General features: G+C 49.6%; 19 protein-coding genes. 10 read left to right on the forward strand and 9 right to left on the reverse strand.

The genetic code is table 11. The annotated features are described in order from the left end of the window. The first annotated feature begins 73 nt into the window (after positions 1-73). Complete coding sequence (locus tag ACYVIY_RS10155) at positions 74-1,261, forward strand: ATP-binding protein (protein ID WP_460976215.1); 1,188 nt, start codon at positions 74-76, stop codon at positions 1,259-1,261. 5 nt (positions 1,262-1,266) lie between these two features. On the opposite strand, the gene ACYVIY_RS10160 is transcribed toward ACYVIY_RS10155, so the two are convergent. Both ACYVIY_RS10160 and ACYVIY_RS10165 read right to left on the reverse strand, forming a co-directional pair. Further along, positions 1,267-1,776 carry a YdeI/OmpD-associated family protein gene (locus tag ACYVIY_RS10160; protein ID WP_460976216.1) on the reverse strand — a complete coding sequence of 170 codons (510 nt, stop codon included), beginning with the start codon at positions 1,774-1,776 and terminating at the stop codon, positions 1,267-1,269. Between the two features lie 46 nt (positions 1,777-1,822). After that, entirely contained in the window at positions 1,823-2,857 is a 1,035-nt protein-coding gene (locus tag ACYVIY_RS10165) for a helix-turn-helix transcriptional regulator (protein ID WP_460976217.1), read from the reverse strand. Between the two features lie 162 nt (positions 2,858-3,019). Between ACYVIY_RS10165 and ACYVIY_RS10170 the strand changes: the two genes are divergently transcribed. From ACYVIY_RS10170 to ACYVIY_RS10205, 8 genes are all read left to right on the forward strand, one after another. Next, positions 3,020-3,472: a pPIWI_RE_Z domain-containing protein gene (locus ACYVIY_RS10170; RefSeq protein WP_460976218.1), complete on the forward strand. Its 453-nt coding sequence runs from the start codon at positions 3,020-3,022 to the stop codon at positions 3,470-3,472. Between the two features lie 39 nt (positions 3,473-3,511). Then, complete coding sequence (locus tag ACYVIY_RS10175) at positions 3,512-4,873, forward strand: WGR domain-containing protein (RefSeq protein ID WP_460976219.1); 1,362 nt, start codon at positions 3,512-3,514, stop codon at positions 4,871-4,873. Between the two features lies 1 nt (position 4,874). Further along, a complete protein-coding gene (locus ACYVIY_RS10180) occupies positions 4,875-5,123 on the forward strand; it encodes a hypothetical protein (protein ID WP_460976220.1) in 249 nt (82 codons plus the stop codon). Positions 5,124-5,281: 158 nt separating this feature from the next. Then, entirely contained in the window at positions 5,282-5,743 is a 462-nt protein-coding gene (locus ACYVIY_RS10185) for a pPIWI_RE_Z domain-containing protein (protein ID WP_460976221.1), read from the forward strand. Positions 5,744-5,774: 31 nt separating this feature from the next. Beyond that, a complete protein-coding gene (locus tag ACYVIY_RS10190) occupies positions 5,775-6,125 on the forward strand; it encodes a VOC family protein (protein ID WP_460976222.1) in 351 nt (116 codons plus the stop codon). Positions 6,126-6,255: 130 nt separating this feature from the next. Continuing rightward, complete coding sequence (locus ACYVIY_RS10195; protein WP_460976223.1) at positions 6,256-6,504, forward strand: DUF433 domain-containing protein; 249 nt, start codon at positions 6,256-6,258, stop codon at positions 6,502-6,504. Next, a complete protein-coding gene (locus ACYVIY_RS10200) occupies positions 6,501-6,851 on the forward strand; it encodes a DUF5615 family PIN-like protein (protein WP_460976224.1) in 351 nt (116 codons plus the stop codon). Before ACYVIY_RS10195 ends, ACYVIY_RS10200 begins: the two co-directional genes overlap by 4 nt. A 99-nt stretch (positions 6,852-6,950) precedes the next feature. Then, positions 6,951-8,567: an amidase gene (locus tag ACYVIY_RS10205; protein ID WP_460976225.1), complete on the forward strand. Its 1,617-nt coding sequence runs from the start codon at positions 6,951-6,953 to the stop codon at positions 8,565-8,567. A 91-nt stretch (positions 8,568-8,658) separates the two neighbouring features. On the opposite strand, the gene ACYVIY_RS10210 is transcribed toward ACYVIY_RS10205, so the two are convergent. The 4 genes from ACYVIY_RS10210 to ACYVIY_RS10225 are packed head-to-tail and all read right to left on the reverse strand — an operon-like array spanning position 8,659 to position 12,827. Then, positions 8,659-9,684 carry a hypothetical protein gene (locus tag ACYVIY_RS10210; protein WP_460976226.1) on the reverse strand — a complete coding sequence of 342 codons (1,026 nt, stop codon included), beginning with the start codon at positions 9,682-9,684 and terminating at the stop codon, positions 8,659-8,661. A gap of 7 nt (positions 9,685-9,691) precedes the next feature. After that, on the reverse strand, positions 9,692-12,028 hold the full coding sequence (locus tag ACYVIY_RS10215; RefSeq protein ID WP_460976227.1) for a DEAD/DEAH box helicase: 2,337 nt from the start codon (positions 12,026-12,028) through the stop codon (positions 9,692-9,694). 3 nt (positions 12,029-12,031) lie between these two features. Then, positions 12,032-12,385, reverse strand: coding sequence for a hypothetical protein (locus ACYVIY_RS10220; RefSeq protein WP_460976228.1), 354 nt, complete (start codon positions 12,383-12,385; stop codon positions 12,032-12,034). Beyond that, positions 12,375-12,827: a hypothetical protein gene (locus ACYVIY_RS10225; RefSeq protein WP_460976229.1), complete on the reverse strand. Its 453-nt coding sequence runs from the start codon at positions 12,825-12,827 to the stop codon at positions 12,375-12,377. Before ACYVIY_RS10225 ends, ACYVIY_RS10220 begins: the two co-directional genes overlap by 11 nt. Before the next feature lie 138 nt (positions 12,828-12,965). On the opposite strand from ACYVIY_RS10225, the gene ACYVIY_RS10230 reads away from it, so the two are divergent. Next, positions 12,966-13,148 carry a hypothetical protein gene (locus ACYVIY_RS10230; RefSeq protein ID WP_460976230.1) on the forward strand — a complete coding sequence of 61 codons (183 nt, stop codon included), beginning with the start codon at positions 12,966-12,968 and terminating at the stop codon, positions 13,146-13,148. 75 nt (positions 13,149-13,223) lie between these two features. On the opposite strand, the gene ACYVIY_RS10235 is transcribed toward ACYVIY_RS10230, so the two are convergent. From ACYVIY_RS10235 to ACYVIY_RS10245, 3 genes are all read right to left on the reverse strand, one after another. Continuing rightward, the gene (locus ACYVIY_RS10235) at positions 13,224-13,991 is read right to left on the reverse strand and encodes a DNA methyltransferase (protein ID WP_460976231.1); all 768 of its coding nucleotides are present in this window, start codon (positions 13,989-13,991) and stop codon (positions 13,224-13,226) included. A 96-nt stretch (positions 13,992-14,087) separates the two neighbouring features. After that, entirely contained in the window at positions 14,088-14,486 is a 399-nt protein-coding gene (locus ACYVIY_RS10240; protein ID WP_460976232.1) for a hypothetical protein, read from the reverse strand. Continuing rightward, a complete protein-coding gene (locus tag ACYVIY_RS10245; RefSeq protein WP_460976233.1) occupies positions 14,483-14,716 on the reverse strand; it encodes a DUF433 domain-containing protein in 234 nt (77 codons plus the stop codon). Before ACYVIY_RS10245 ends, ACYVIY_RS10240 begins: the two co-directional genes overlap by 4 nt. Between the last annotated feature and the right edge of the window lie 296 nt (positions 14,717-15,012).

Here is a 15,012-nt window from a genome sequence, read left to right on the forward strand (position 1 = left end):
TCAACCCAATAAAGACAATAATTATAATTTACTCAGTATGCTTAGTAACTTTACTCAATATACTGAGTAAATTATGTTTCAACGTAACGAGCTACGCTTATTAAGGCAGCGGATGGCCGAACCCCGGCGTTTCCTACAGGTCATCATGGGTCCACGTCAAATTGGTAAAACGACTCTGGTTAAACAGTTGATCAATCATCTCAATATACCTGTCCACTACGTGTCAGCCGATGGTGTAGGAGCCGCAAATCAAGTTTGGATAGAACAGCAGTGGGAAACAGCTCGATTTTCACTACGTACTGATACAGTCTTTGAAGGCCTGCTGATCATTGATGAAATACAGAAAATTGACAACTGGGCCGAAGTAGTTAAAGCGCAATGGGATAAAGACACCTTTGCCGAACGACCATTGAAGGTTATTTTGCTGGGATCGGCGCGGCTACTTTTACAGAGAGGGTTAAGCGAATCACTCGCCGGTCGATTTGAGGTAATTCAACTCACACACTGGACGTTGACCGAGATGGAAACGGCTTTCGGGCTAACGCCCGACCAATACGTTTGGTTTGGTGGCTACCCCGGTGCGGCTCCACTTATCGAGGATGAAAACCGTTGGCGCGATTATGTCCTTAACTCTCTGGTCGAAACAACGCTGTCAAAAGATATCTTAATGCTGACGCGTGTTGACAAACCGGCCTTGTTACGACAACTCTTCGAATTAGGTTGTAGCTACTCGGGACAGATTCTCTCATACACGAAGTTGCTTGGCCAACTACAGGACGCAGGCAATACGACCACACTCACGCACTATATACAGCTACTGGATTCAGCTGGACTCCTCAGCGGCCTTGAAAAATATACGGTTGATAAAGCCCGTCAACGTGGGTCAATTCCCAAATGGCAGGTACAAAACTCAGCCTTATTCTCTGCATTTGCTTCCGTGTCTTTCGAACAGATTCGAACTAATCCAGCCGAATGGGGACGCTGGGTCGAAACCGCTGTAGGAGCACACCTTTGCCGAGCAGCTCGTTTAGGTGAAGTAGACTTGTTTTACTGGCGAGACGGTAACGACGAAGTTGATTTTGTGATTCGACGAGGACGTCAGGTAGCTGGACTAGAAATAAAAAGTGGTCGCTCACAAGGCGCGCAAGGTATGGCCGCTTTCCAACGAAAAACTAACCCCGCAAAGGTCCTATTAGTAGGTAATAGCGGGATTCCCTGGGAAAGCTTTCTGCGCGCCGACGTAAAGCAGCTATTTGAATAACTATACTACAACTGCTTCCTCTTAAAGTACCGAATCATTTCTGGGTATCCCATTCCCAGCGCCAGGCCCGTTACGGCCTGCGTAATACGTTTGGTTTTGGTCTCAACGGTCTTGGCGCTTTCGATCCAGTTCGAGAAATAATTCTGGTGGCCTTTGGTCAGTCCGTTGAAGAAGTTGAGTGCCCTGGGGTCGTCTTCCAGACACGCCATCAGATCGGTGGACAAAGGCATGGGCGAATCGTCAACGTCGATACTGACCTGAACACTGGCTCCTTCTTCTTTCCGAATCCCCCGACGCATGGTTGCATTAACTGCCAGAATAAATCGCCCCTCACCCATTGGCACCAAAGCGACCTGCTCAATTGGGTGATTATCCAGCGTTCCTTTTACGCGAAAGGCCGTTTTCTGACCGGGCTTAAGAGATTCGGTGATGTCCAGCGGAATATCAATATATGTCCAGCCGGTTTTCTCGCCTTTTTCGCCAAAGCGCTGAAGAAGGGCAGTGAAGGTGTGCATGGTGTTTGAATAAATCGCAGAAAACAGAGTGAAATCACTTGCCCATTCAAGCTTCGCTGTACTTTGCTAACGTGGCACGTAACGACTCGGCCATCTCCTGGACTAAACTTTGCGGTTGTAAGACTTTCAGATGCTCTCCGTAGCTCCGCAGGTGCATCAGCAGATCACGGTTTGGAGCTAAACGTAGTCGAATCAGGCATTCGGTGTCGGTATCGCTGATGACTTCCTGAGTTTGGTGAATAGGTTTCGCTTTCACATACCGACCAAACAAAGGCGAGAACGACAGAATAATCTCTTCAACCGGCCCACTGCTGTCCGTGATGCCGTAGATGTGCTCGAACAACTCACTTACGTTGGTCAGGATATTCGGTGGCACATCGCAGGGGTCGTCCAGTATTTCGAGGTCGCTCATCCGATCAAGAGCAAACGTTTTTTCGCGACCACTGGGGGCGTCGTAGCCAATTACGTACCAGCTATCCCACACTTCACGTAACAGAATCGGGTGCAGAATACGGAGCTTTGGCCGTTCCTGATCGGGCGTCGGATTCTCGTGTTTACTGTACCGAAACGCAACCTGCCGATTCTGGTTTACCGCCCGGATCAGCACCGGTACGTATTGCCGATTACCTCCCAAAATCTTCTCCTCTACGTATACAACCCGCCGGACCGGACCAGCATCCGCGCCCGCATCGCGCTTTACTTCGCGAATAATGTCCAGACTTTGCCGCACACGCTGTAGGGCGTTGTCCAGCTCATTAGCCACCGACGCGCCTTGTGTTGCGGCTAAGACCTCACTGGCCTGCTCCATGGCTTCCATATCGTCGGGCGAGAGCATCAGCCTCAGCAGCCGAAACTGCGGGTCGGTATAGTAATAGCCGTTACGTCGCTTACAATAGGCAATAGGTGCGTCATGGTCCTCGCGCAACCGTTGAATGTCTTTCTCCAGCGACGAAATCGACCGGATACCGCATTTATCCTGGCACAACTCAAACAGTTTCTGCTTGGAAAACTGGCGAGGATAGCGACTGATGATCTCATCGATCAGCCGATAACGCTGAAAGGCAGAGCGGGTAATGGGCATAAGGAAATGGGCAATGAGTGCTATCAGTGTTTGTCATTCCGACCGGCGTACTGGTCGGAATGACAAACATCACGAAAATATTTTCGCAATAAAAGAAGAACGGAAAAAGATTACGTTTTGCCGGGTAGAACTTTGTTCTGTGAATTTTAAACAACGATACTAATGAACACGCTATTTCAAACCCAACCACAGAACACGTTCCTGCCTCTGTACCCAACTGCTCAGCGGTCAACCCTATCGGCTCAACGCCCCACAAAACGCGCTACGTTGTCGGCTCAGCAACTCCTGGACGTTGAGTTAGGGTTGTTTCTGCTTTCACAACTCCTGCCGACAGCACCACCCGACGCCTTACCCAATTTGCTGGTCGATAAGGGCAGCTCATTTCTGGACCGTCCGACCTGGACTCCGAAGCAACTCCGTTTACTGAACCGCGGACGGGCTATGCTCAGTCACATTCAGCAATGCAACATCTGGAGTGCCCTGCTCGACGCGTACGTGACCATCCCTGAGCGTTTACAAGCCTACGACATCAGCGCCGACCGCAGCCGCTTTAGCGAAAAAACGGTTGGTTTCTTCCGAAATCGAATCATTACGTTGCGGCAAACTGTAGCCTAACCCTTTCTTCTTTTTCAAGTATTTAAGCGTAGCGTACCCATGTTTACCGGTCTATTACAGCAGCTTACCAACGTAGTGAATCCCGCGGTTGCGTTAAAACAGATTCAGCTCTCCTCTGACCTTCCTAAACCCAAACCTATTTCTAAACCCGTTTCCCAGCCCAATGGCACCTCACCGACTCCGCCGGGGCGGGTGGCCAAGCTGATTATGGTGACGGCCGAGAACAACAATAAGTTTTATGAGATGCGCGAGAATGATAATGGTACGTTCACTGTGCAGTATGGCCGGGTGGGCGGCACGCACAGTACGGCAACTTATCCGCTGGCGCAGTGGGATAAAAAGTTTCGCGAGAAAGTGGCGAAAGGCTACGTAGACCAGACCCATCTCTTTGCGAAGTCAACAACGGCTACTAATGTCAGTACTATCGACAATGGCGCCGTACGCGAGCTGATGACCCGATTGCTGGAACTGGCCAATCGCTCGATCCTCCAGAACTACGTCGTAACCGCCCAGCAAGTAACTCGCAAACAGGTGGAAACGGCCCAGCGACTGCTCGACGAATTAGCCGCACTCGTAACCGTTGGCGTAGATATTGATACGTACAACCATAAGCTACTCGACCTGTTCAAGACCATACCGCGTAAAATGGGCAAGGTCAACGAGCATCTGGTTTTGCAAACACCCCAGTCGACCGACGATCTGCACCCCTTGCGCGACCGACTCGCCAGCGAGCAGGACACCCTCGACGTTATGCGCGGGCAGGTAGAGCTCACCCAATCGGGCGACACCCCCGACCAGGCTCCGCCATCGCTGCTGGAATCCCTGAATCTGACTATGGAGCCCGTTACAGACGAGCGTGTACTGACCCTGATAAAGCGCATGATGGGAGCCGACGCCGATAAGTTCGACTCGGCTTTTAGCATCCGTCAAGCCAACACACAAGCTGCTTTCGACGATTATGTAAGCCAGCAAACGAACCGAAAAACACAGTTACTCTGGCATGGCAGCCGAAGCGAAAACTGGCTTTCGATTTTGAAAACAGGGCTGGTGCTACGACCAGCTAATGCCGTGATCACCGGCAAGATGTTTGGGTATGGCATCTACTTTGCGGATCAGTTTAGTAAGTCATTAAACTACACCTCGTTGCATGGATCATCCTGGGCAAGAGGCACTCAACGCGAAGGCTACCTGGCCATTTACGAAGTGCACGTCGGAAAGCAATTGGTAGTGAAGCAGCACGAAAACTGGCATACGCAACTCGATGCCGACCGGCTGAGACAAATCGACGCGGAGTACAATTCCGTGTTTGCGCAGCGAGGTGTGAGCCTACTCAAAAACGAATTTATTGTTTACAACCCGGCCCAGTCGACAATCCGGTACATGGTTAAAATTAAAGTCTGAGATGAACGCAGCACTCAAGCAAATCACCCCTTCGGCGGTACGTATGGCCGCTACCACCTTAATCCTGGCCGAAGGAAGCACATCGACACTTATTGTCAAGCAGTTTCTGCGTAACCGGGGGTATCAGGCCTACCAGGCTCAGGTATCGAAGTGGTTATTCGTCGTGGCCCTGGAAGAGAATTGGGCCATCAATGACAACGGTCTATTCCGGGTTTATTACTTCCCTACCCTACCGGCCTTGTCGCAATAAAGAGCCGGTAGGAGAAGCAGGAAAAAATATTTTTTACGCAACGAGAACAACGTAAAAAAATTACGTTCATGAGGTGAGATCTTTGACATAACAACAGCATACAACGGCCCGACGTATCGAGATTCAATCCAACTGCTGACAGAAAACAACAAAGACAAATGAACACTGTAATGACTTCCGCTCATCCCACCGTCCGCCCGGCCCTGACCAGCCTAATGCGCTGGCAGGAGCCGTTGGCGACCCGCCTACGTCACCGTTACGCTCTACCGGGTATGGTGACAAACCGTCTGCTTAATGTAGAGCTCGGTTTGTATCTGCTGGCGGAGTTGTTGCCCTTGTGCCCTCCGCACTCGTTACCCGACCTGCTCAACGGGCAGGGAGCGGCCTACAAACAACGGCCTATCTGGTCGCCCCGGCAACACCGGGCGTTGAGCCAGGCGCGGGCCCTATTGGCTCCCTACCGCGACCGCACCGTTTGGTACAAGGCTTTGGATAAATACGCGACGTTATCGCCGGAAGTCCGGGCGTTTTCGATCAGCGTACGGGGCGGCTGGAATCCCGAAGTTAGCAGCTACACCCTCCGCGAACGCCTACAGTTATTTCAGGGCGCGTTGGCGTAATAAAAGTAGACTATTCCTATTCCCTTTTCCTATGAAACTCCTTTCGATTGAGCCGTTTATTCCTTCCGGTAGCGACTACGAAGGCTCGAAGCAACTGTTTCAGGCCCTGAGATTCCAACTAAACTGGGAAGCGGATGGCATGGCCGGTTTTGAACGTGACGGCTGCAAATTCATTTTGCAGAAGTATGATAACGTGAGCTTTGCTGAGAACCTCATGCTTAGTGTACGTATCACGAATGCCGACGAATTCTGGCGGGACGTAACAGACCAACAACTTCCTGAGAAATTCGGTATCCGGATAAGCAAACCCATCAATCAGCCCTACGGCCGCGAAGTAAACCTGATTGATCTGGCCGGTGTGTGCTGGCACTTTGTGGAGTAAAGCTACTGTTACTCTGTTTACTTACATAGCAGCGACCATCTGTGCAGTGACCAGAATGAACTGACGTGCTTCGTAAGTGGTTCGGTGCTGTTTATAACGCATTCGCTACCTTTGTAAAAACACGAGTTGTATGAACTGGCAGGAGTACATAGTTGCGAATGAAAAGGTATTGTCGGGGAAACCAACCATTAAAGGAACAAGACTCTCCGTAGAATTTTTACTGGAACGACTGGCTGATGGTTGGACGGAGCAAGACTTACTAGACAACTACCCTCGTTTGACCAAGGAAGCACTACAGGCCGTGTTTGCTTATGTTCATGCCACCATGAAAGACAATCTGGTGCTGTTTCCGGCTAATAACCTACGTCAGGCCTCATGAGGTTTCTGGCTGACGAAAACTTCCCGATTACCTCCTTTCGTATCCTGCAAACGTTTGGCTATGACATCAAACATGTTGCGTTTGATATGCCGAGTGTCGCCGATGCTGACGTCACAAATTTTGCTATTGCTGAACAGCGAATTATCCTCACGTTTGACGGTGACTACGGAACTTTAATTTTCAAATACGGCTATCGCCCACCCGGCGTTATCTACTTTCGATTAACCAATATAGCTGCAGACGAACCAGCTTATATCCTGATGAATATGTTGAAAGAAGGCTATTCAATCAACAATATGCATACGGTTGTTGAGAATGATAAGATACGCCAACGTCGGATAGCTTAAGGATGATTCTTTTGTCGGTGATTTGAATGACCTTATGTGAATGCATGCTTAACTTAATGGCCAGTTAACCTAATCCATTTAGCATTCACTCACTCCTTTATGAACAGACGGAGCTTCATCAAGCACAGTTCAGTCGTTTCCGTATCCGCAACTTCACTGGCCGCAGCCGCCTGCTCATCTCCTAAAGCAGCCGAGTCAACCGATAACTCAACCCACTCTGACGATACGTTCGCCCTTAATGAATTAACCGTCTCCGATCTGCAAACGAAGATGGAGTCGGGTGAGTACACATCCGAAGCGATTACGCAACTCTACCTCGACCGGATTGAAGCCATTGACCAAAAAGGACCCAACCTGAACGCAGTCATCGAAGTTAACCCCGACGCGCTTAAAATTGCCAAAGCCATGGACGACGAGCGCAAGGCGGGTAAGGTACGTGGGCCGATGCATGGTATTCCTGTGCTTATAAAAGACAACATCGACACCGGCGACCAGATGATGACCACCGCGGGTTCGTTGGCTCTTGAGGGACATAAAGCCGCCAAAGATGCATTTATCGTTACTCAACTGCGAAAGGCCGGAGCCGTTATATTAGGCAAAACAAATCTAAGTGAGTGGGCCAACTTCCGCTCAACCCGGTCGAGCAGCGGCTGGAGTAGCCGGGGTGGACAAACCCGCAATCCGTATGTACTGGACCGAAACCCAAGCGGTTCCAGTTCAGGGTCAGGCTCGGCGGCATCGGCTAACTTATGCGCCGTGGCGGTAGGTACCGAAACCGACGGCTCCATCATTGCGCCTTCATCGCACTGTGGCTTGGTTGGCCTCAAACCGACGGTAGGGCTGGTCAGTCGTAGCGGCATCATTCCCATCTCGAAGACACAGGACACCGCCGGACCAATGACACGTACCGTAACCGATGCCGCCATTTTGCTCGGTGCGCTGGCGGGCGTCGATCCGGCCGATACCGTTACGTTAGAAAGTCGTGGTAAGAGCGCGACCGATTACACCCAATTTCTGAAAGCTGATGCCTTACGGGGCAAGCGTATTGGCATCGAAAAATCGTTCCTGAAAGGGCACGAAGGCGTCGTTGGCCTCTACAAAGAAGCGATTGAGGTATTGAAGAAGCAGGGCGCTACGGTCGTCGAAATCGAACTCATGAAGGGACTTGGGGAGACGGGCGGAGCTGAGTTTACGGTGCTGCAATACGAGTTCAAAGACGGCGTGAACCGCTACCTATCGACGGCCAACGCGAAGGTGAAGTCCCTGGCCGACGTCATTGCCTTCAATACCCAAAACGAGGCCAAAGCCATGCCGTTCTTCAAACAGGAAACCCTTGAAAGCAGCGAAGCCAAAGGCGATTTGACCAGCAAAGAATACACCGATGCGTTGGCCAAAACGCGAACCTGGGGTAAACGCATCGATCAGTTGATGGCGGAAAACAAGCTGGATGCCATCGGCGGGACCAGCATCGGCTTCGCTGGCTGCATCGACCTGATCAACGGTGACTACGACACGGGGTTCTACTTCTGTCCACCTGCTGCGATGGCCGGTTACCCCCACCTGACTATCCCGATGGGAAACGTTCACGACTTACCCGTCGGCTTTTCGCTCATGGCTGGTGCCTATCAGGAAGGTCCATTACTCGCGATGGGGTACGCGTATGAGCAGGCTACTAAAAAGCGGGTAAAACCTGGATTTAAGCCCGGTCTGCTTTGAGAGAATGCTACCTAGCATTAAAAACGCGCACTTTTAGGCTAGGTAGCATTTGTGGTAATAGAAAATAAAATCGCTGTACCTTCATTTTCAATCATGAATCAATTATACTAGAGTCTATACTTCCCAAATGGTTTTCTGCTAGTTGCCATAGCACTACTCCTTCTTCGTTTGTCCAGTGCGCGTTTCCGTTTGGGGTACGGTTGAAATCTTGATTGAAACTATTAAATATCTTGCGGGTTAGTGCCGAGATTCGATAGATAGACTGATCTGCCTCCCAACGTACCTGTTGCGAATCACCGCCAATTACTGTAGCTATGAATCGTTTATCTCCATCAGTAAAGGGGACGTAAGTAGGTAGGTTTGCCTTCATGTATAATTTATCACCTGCCTTAAGAATCTGATTCTCTAACAGGATTTCCATTGTACGACGACGTCTGGTTTGAGTCTGCTTTTCGGCTGCTTCTTCCAGCCGCTCTTTCCGTTGGACTTGTACCATATACTGCGATGCTTCCGGTGTTGGAATAATCTTCGTCGATACAATAATTAATTGATCATGGACCGAATAAGGTTGTAAGCGAACACAGGAGATGTCAAGTCCCACTTTATTAAGCCACAAAACAGTTGTGGTTATGGCTGGTGAAAAGTTTTCAGAACAGATAATAATTCTCGGATTACCAGTTAGCTTGTCAAACGCTGTATCATCGATGAAATCCTTTAACTGTTGCAAGGCTGTTTCCGCTGTCTGTTCAGGCTTATTTAAATATTTATGACAGTAGCGGACGAACATGTTGACCACATCTGAAACGGTAACTGTTGATAGCAATGCTGCGTAGCGTATAGCTTGCAAATCAGCGTAGCCTGCATAAGAATCACGCTTTAGTTCAATAACAACTAAGTGCCCGGTCCGGTCAATAGCTAATACGTCAGGGCGGTCGGCGACTTGTTCAAACTGGTCAAATTCAATGGCAAATACTAGTAACTCCTCACCTAGCATCTGAGGATTATGGCGTAGCCATTCCTGGATATGTCTACGTTCAAGTACGTTTTCTCCTAGGAACGTACCTGGCGCTACAGGTGCAGCCTGTGTCAATTCATTGCGCGGTACAACTAACACCATAATTTACTTATTTAAACTCGTTGACAAGGTCATATACTGAATCAAACTGCTTAACTCTCGGGCCCGTATTTTGCTTCAGTACTAACGAAAATCCGTCTTTACTGCTTTGGCGGGGCGTTCCATTGGGACCCAACTCCCATTTCCCTTCTACCGCAAATGCCACCCTAATTTTAAGCGGCATGTCGTCAACGTCTGAGACGCCCAAAAGCTTTGTGCGAATAGCATCGTTCAATAAGTGAGAACCTTTCGGGTCGATTGCCCAGAGGCACTTAGCCGTCCATAAAAGAAAGTCAGGGTAAAAGTTCGTAGTCCCGTGCCCTATTTCTGGAATTGGAATGCCATAGCCTGTTTTTGACGGATTACGGCACCAATCTAGGCCCAGCGTATCCAGTGATTCAGCCAATCTAACTTCAAATGGGTTTAACCCGTTATATTCAGCATGAAGTGCGTTTGTGTAGGTTCTGACCCGATAGCGTTCACGCTTGCCCTCGTCGTCAATCTGCAAGTCAGGCGAGACCAGATTGAAGGGTTTAACCTGATACGTTGAGTCGTACTCATACTCTAACACAAACTCATCGTTCAGTCGATCGATAATGTCCGTCAGGTTTTTGTTGAGCGTATTCATGGCCCCCGACCCCATCTGCATTTTCTGCTTCATACGTGGGTCGTCTTTGATCTTAGTCGAAAAGCGGTGGCCGTTTTTATCAACGATACGCTTGTCGGTTTTTCCCAGACGGTCAGCTAAGTAGTTCCAGACGGTTATTTCGGCGTTGTTGTCGCGCTGTTCCTGTTTGTATAACGAACCGTCTTCCTGATTCCGGCGCATATCCAGCACACGAGTTGTTACTTGGCCCGGTGCTTTGAGGTCAGCATCAGCAAAAAGTGGTACGTTGTTAAGCAGTATTTGGTCAAGTTTGTTAAGGTCTTCGCCAAACGGCTCGGCTACCTTATCAATCGTTTTGGGTTTCAGAATGGGCGATTCCCTCGAAGTTTTAGGCCGGACCGCACCGCTCCCAACAGCAATGATTTCGTATCCTTCGTCAGCTAATTCCCGTTGTGTGTTCCGTACAACAGCGGCAAACTCTTCGTCAGGTACATTAAAATAGAAGTAAGCCGAGTTTAAATCACCGTCATCGAAAGGCGTAGCGTTAGGTTGTCGTAGAAAACGTCCAATCTTCTGTGAAATGTCGGTCATGGACTTGCCCATACCGTCCAGATACGCTACGTAGGCCCAGGGTTCATCCCAACCTTCACGCAATGAAAGGTTCCAGATCAAATGTGTGTATCCCTCGTCCCGCAAGGCTTCCGGCGACTTTTTGGCTTTATGGGTGTCAACTAGCTGAGTCCAGGGAGCATCAGGATTCGCGGCTGCCAGATTAGCACTCACATTGGCTAAATGTACAGCTACCCGGCTGGGATCAACGCCCAGCGTTTGTGTAAGCATATCCCAAACTTCCAGACCGGCCAAAGTCGAATTAACTATGCAACACATCACTGGCCACTGTTTAGTAGGCTTTAGCTTTTCAATCAGCGTAAACCACTTGTCATTAGCTTCACGCAACGCATCGAGCCGTGTTGTGTTACAATCGACCAAATACAGCCGGGTTTTGAGCAAACCATTCTCAACTACTTCTTTAGTCGGTACGACTACTGTTTGGAGTTGAAACGATTTTGTTTTTTCCTCACTGCCTTGCCCGGGTAACAGATCTGCCAGCCCTTCGGGCAGTTCAGACGCGGAGGCTAAAATGAACGCACGAGGGTGTAACTCGGTTAGGCGCGAAAACTGCGCTGATGTACCGCCATGCGCTTCATCATACACTACGTATAACGGACGTTGACGACCTTCGGTACCTTCTCCGGCCAGCATTTGCCAGCGAGTGGTGCCATCGGTAAGGGGTTGATGTACTTTTAATGCATCGCCCTCACGGTTGCCTTGTTCAACCGTTGCCAGAATGATCGTTAACCCAGTTTGTGCTGTACAAACGTCCACCCAGTCAGACGACTGCATATCCGACATTTCCAGTACCTGCGCGTCTTCGGGCAATAATTTGCTGTAATTACCCCCCGCGCTGAGGTTCGTTGCGGTTTGCGAAATAACCGCGCCCCGGTTGGTTGTCCAGAGTACGATAGCATCACCTAAGCTGCCCACACTTAGGGCAAGCATGGGCGTTTTGCCGCTACCCGTGATAGCCTTCAGACGACATAAAAAAGGATTTGGCCTCCCCGTTTTCTGATTATACCAAGGTTCATAAGGCGGGTTGGGGTACGTTGCCAGCATCTGCGTAAGCCTGCCAGCAGCCGTTAGCTGAAAGGGTTTGAGTGTATCCTGAGTAAGTTGTTGCACGAGTTAGTCTTGTTCTTCTTCTTCCAACATGTTCAACCGGGCCAGAATAGAATCTGGGATTTGCTGGAATCGGTATAGTTCATCATTAATGGGCGATACGTTGGCAACTGCGTAGATATATACTGGCTTAGTTACCCCTGCGTCCTCAGCTTCTTTCATAATCTCGGAGCGGATTTGGCGCGTCAAGGGCTGATGCCCGTCGGCGTTGCCTTTTTCCCAAACCAGCGCAATACCAAAGCCAAGCCGGGTTTTGCCGATGAGGTATTTGTAGCCACCAAACCGGCAATCGTGGCGGTTGGAGTCTTCTTCGATGATTTGCAGAATAATATCGGCCATGTTCTCCCGCTCAAAGCCCATAATTACACTTCTTATCGACGGGGCGTTTGGCTTCGTAGAATGTGAAGCCGCCGGGCAGGGCGGGGTGATCTTTGCCATCGGCCCACTGCCCCGACAATACGCGCTTGATACGCTCGGTGGTGAGCCGTTCGGTGTACTCGTCGCGGGGGATTTTCTTGTTGGTGGGGTCGCCGTTTTCGACCAGTACAACCTGCCGGTTGCCACCGTCTTCAGCATTCATCGCCAGCACCGCGTGGCCGGTGGTACCGCTGCCCGCGTATGGGTCAAAAATTTTGGCGTTGGGATCACGCCATGTAACAAGGTTGAACAACTCCGCCAACATTTCGTGGTCTTTAGGATTGTCAAACGTATCCGATAATCCTAAATGCTGAAGTGCTTCAACGGCACGCTGTCCCACTCGTTGAATGACACTGGTTCTTACTTCTGATTCAGATTCGTGCAAGTATCTCTTTAGACGAGGTATGCCTGTATGATCAGCTTTGAAAGCTATTTTGCCTTCATCAATTAGCCGTTGCATATCAGTTGGGTCTGCATACCGCCACCCACCTACTGGCATTTTACAAGGTAACCCAGTGACCGGATGAATAACATCATAACGCGCACCATTACGTTCTGGCTTACTCAAATCTCCATCATCATTGAACATGCCGTTTTTGTCAACTTTGCGAAAACGGTTTTTTTGGGCAGGATGATCAAGAGGAAGTTCCGTGAAGAAATTGTTCATTACTTTCTGGATGCTCTCCAAGTCGTCACCATATTCTAACTTAGCTTCAGCATAAGCAGTCAGTATCTCGTCCGCGCCTTCTTTCAACTTACGCCACTTTCCTTTATAGTCTTTCTACTTCTCAGTCCCCGCCATTTGCTTCATCTTATCATCAAGGGCCGACTTGTCCCGCGCCCACATAAGCATGTACTCGTGGCCTTCGGAGATGTAGTTGGCATCATTTTTTCGGGAGCGTTCCCAGATGAGCGTAGCCAGCCGGTTTTTCTCGCCAAACATTTCTTCCATTAGTAACCACAGGCGTGGTAGTTCGTGTTCATCAATCGAGATGATGATCACGCCCGTGTGTTTGAGTAGCTTACGGGCCGCCCACAGGCGCGGAGCAATGTGGTTAATCCACTTTGTATGCCGCGAGGGATCGTCTACTGAGACACTTCTCTCTATGCAATTAGTAGCGTTTTTTAAACGCTTATATTCAGTTGGCGAGAAGCGATAATTGTCGTTATAGATGAAGGTGTCTTTACCTGTATTGTACGGAGGATCAATATAGACAACATCAAAGCCGGTTTTCGGCCCACCGCGAAACTCGGTGAGTAGCGAACGCATCACGGCCAAGTTATCGCCGTCGATAATGCGATGATTGCCTGCCTCGGCCTTGTAGCTTTTTTCAGGTACGGGCTTGATGACAACCGGCTTTACGTTCTCGGCCAGAAAGCGATTGCGTCCTTGCCACATCAGCGCGGCATCGTTAGAACCGGTTTCAGAAATATGCGAGAAGGCTTCATTCATCCGCTTTTCTTCCTGCAACTCCTCAACCATGCGAATAAGTTGTTCACGGTCAAGGGTATGTAGAAGTGGTAATGTATCGTTGTTCTGAGTAGTCATAAATTAATGAAAGGGCGTAGGTCGATCTGGCAATTCGTAGAGCGCCTACAAACCTAAACTATAAAGAACGTAATCTTTTTACGTTGGTAAATGTCTTTAAGCACCGAGCCATGCCACATGCACCCCAGCCGTGAACTCCTCATCAGCCATACCGTCAGTGCTGACGATCCGCGAAGTACGAGCCTGTATCAGTCGGGAGTATTGTTCTATCAGGAAAGCGTTTAGCTGACGAACTAACGGCAATAGCGTTTCTAACTGTGTGTCTTTAGGCCGCAACAGGCAAAAATGTAAGTTGAAGCGTTTAACCACCTCGTCCGTATACATGCGTTGGTCAGCAGTAATAATGCCATCAAAGCCGCTCATCGCCATGAGCCCAAGCAATTCACCATTCTTGCGACCTTTCCAGCGCATGTATTGCACTGTAACAACGTCAATCGGTGTCAGGAACTCATGCCGAAGGGCAAGCGGCAAATTCTCATCCAGCAGTAGCTTCATGCCTCCAGCTGCCGAATTGTATCAGGGTTAGAGAAAGCCCTCTTAGCCAACAGTAAAAACTCACGAAGTTGTTGGGGGTCAACCGTTGGGTAGTCCTCGCAAAAATCCTGGAGCGTTTTAGTGCCACTATTTAGGTAATCGAACAGGTTGGCAAGCGGCACCCGGCTACCGGCAAAGAGGGGTACACCGCCCGACGTTTCGGGATCTATAGTTATAAGGTCGGTTCGCATTGTTATCATCCGTTCGTTTATCAAATCTACAAAATTAGCTCATTCATTGTCTCACCAATCGCCCATCCAATGGTATCTGCCGTTGGGCAACCACTTCCACCTGAGCGAACGCTGGGTGTTGCGGGTGCAGCAAGAGGTTATAGGAAGGATAATAGCTGAGAGAACAGCAATGGACAGGGAAAACGGATTGAGAAGCCATTCGGTCAGGATAGTTTGCGTTTCAGTTAGGGTGCTGGTTCGCCAGTAGGATGATAACCGGTTGGGGGAAGGCTAGAAAATCGCATTATTCAGATCAT

This window comes from Spirosoma knui (assembly GCF_054780635.1).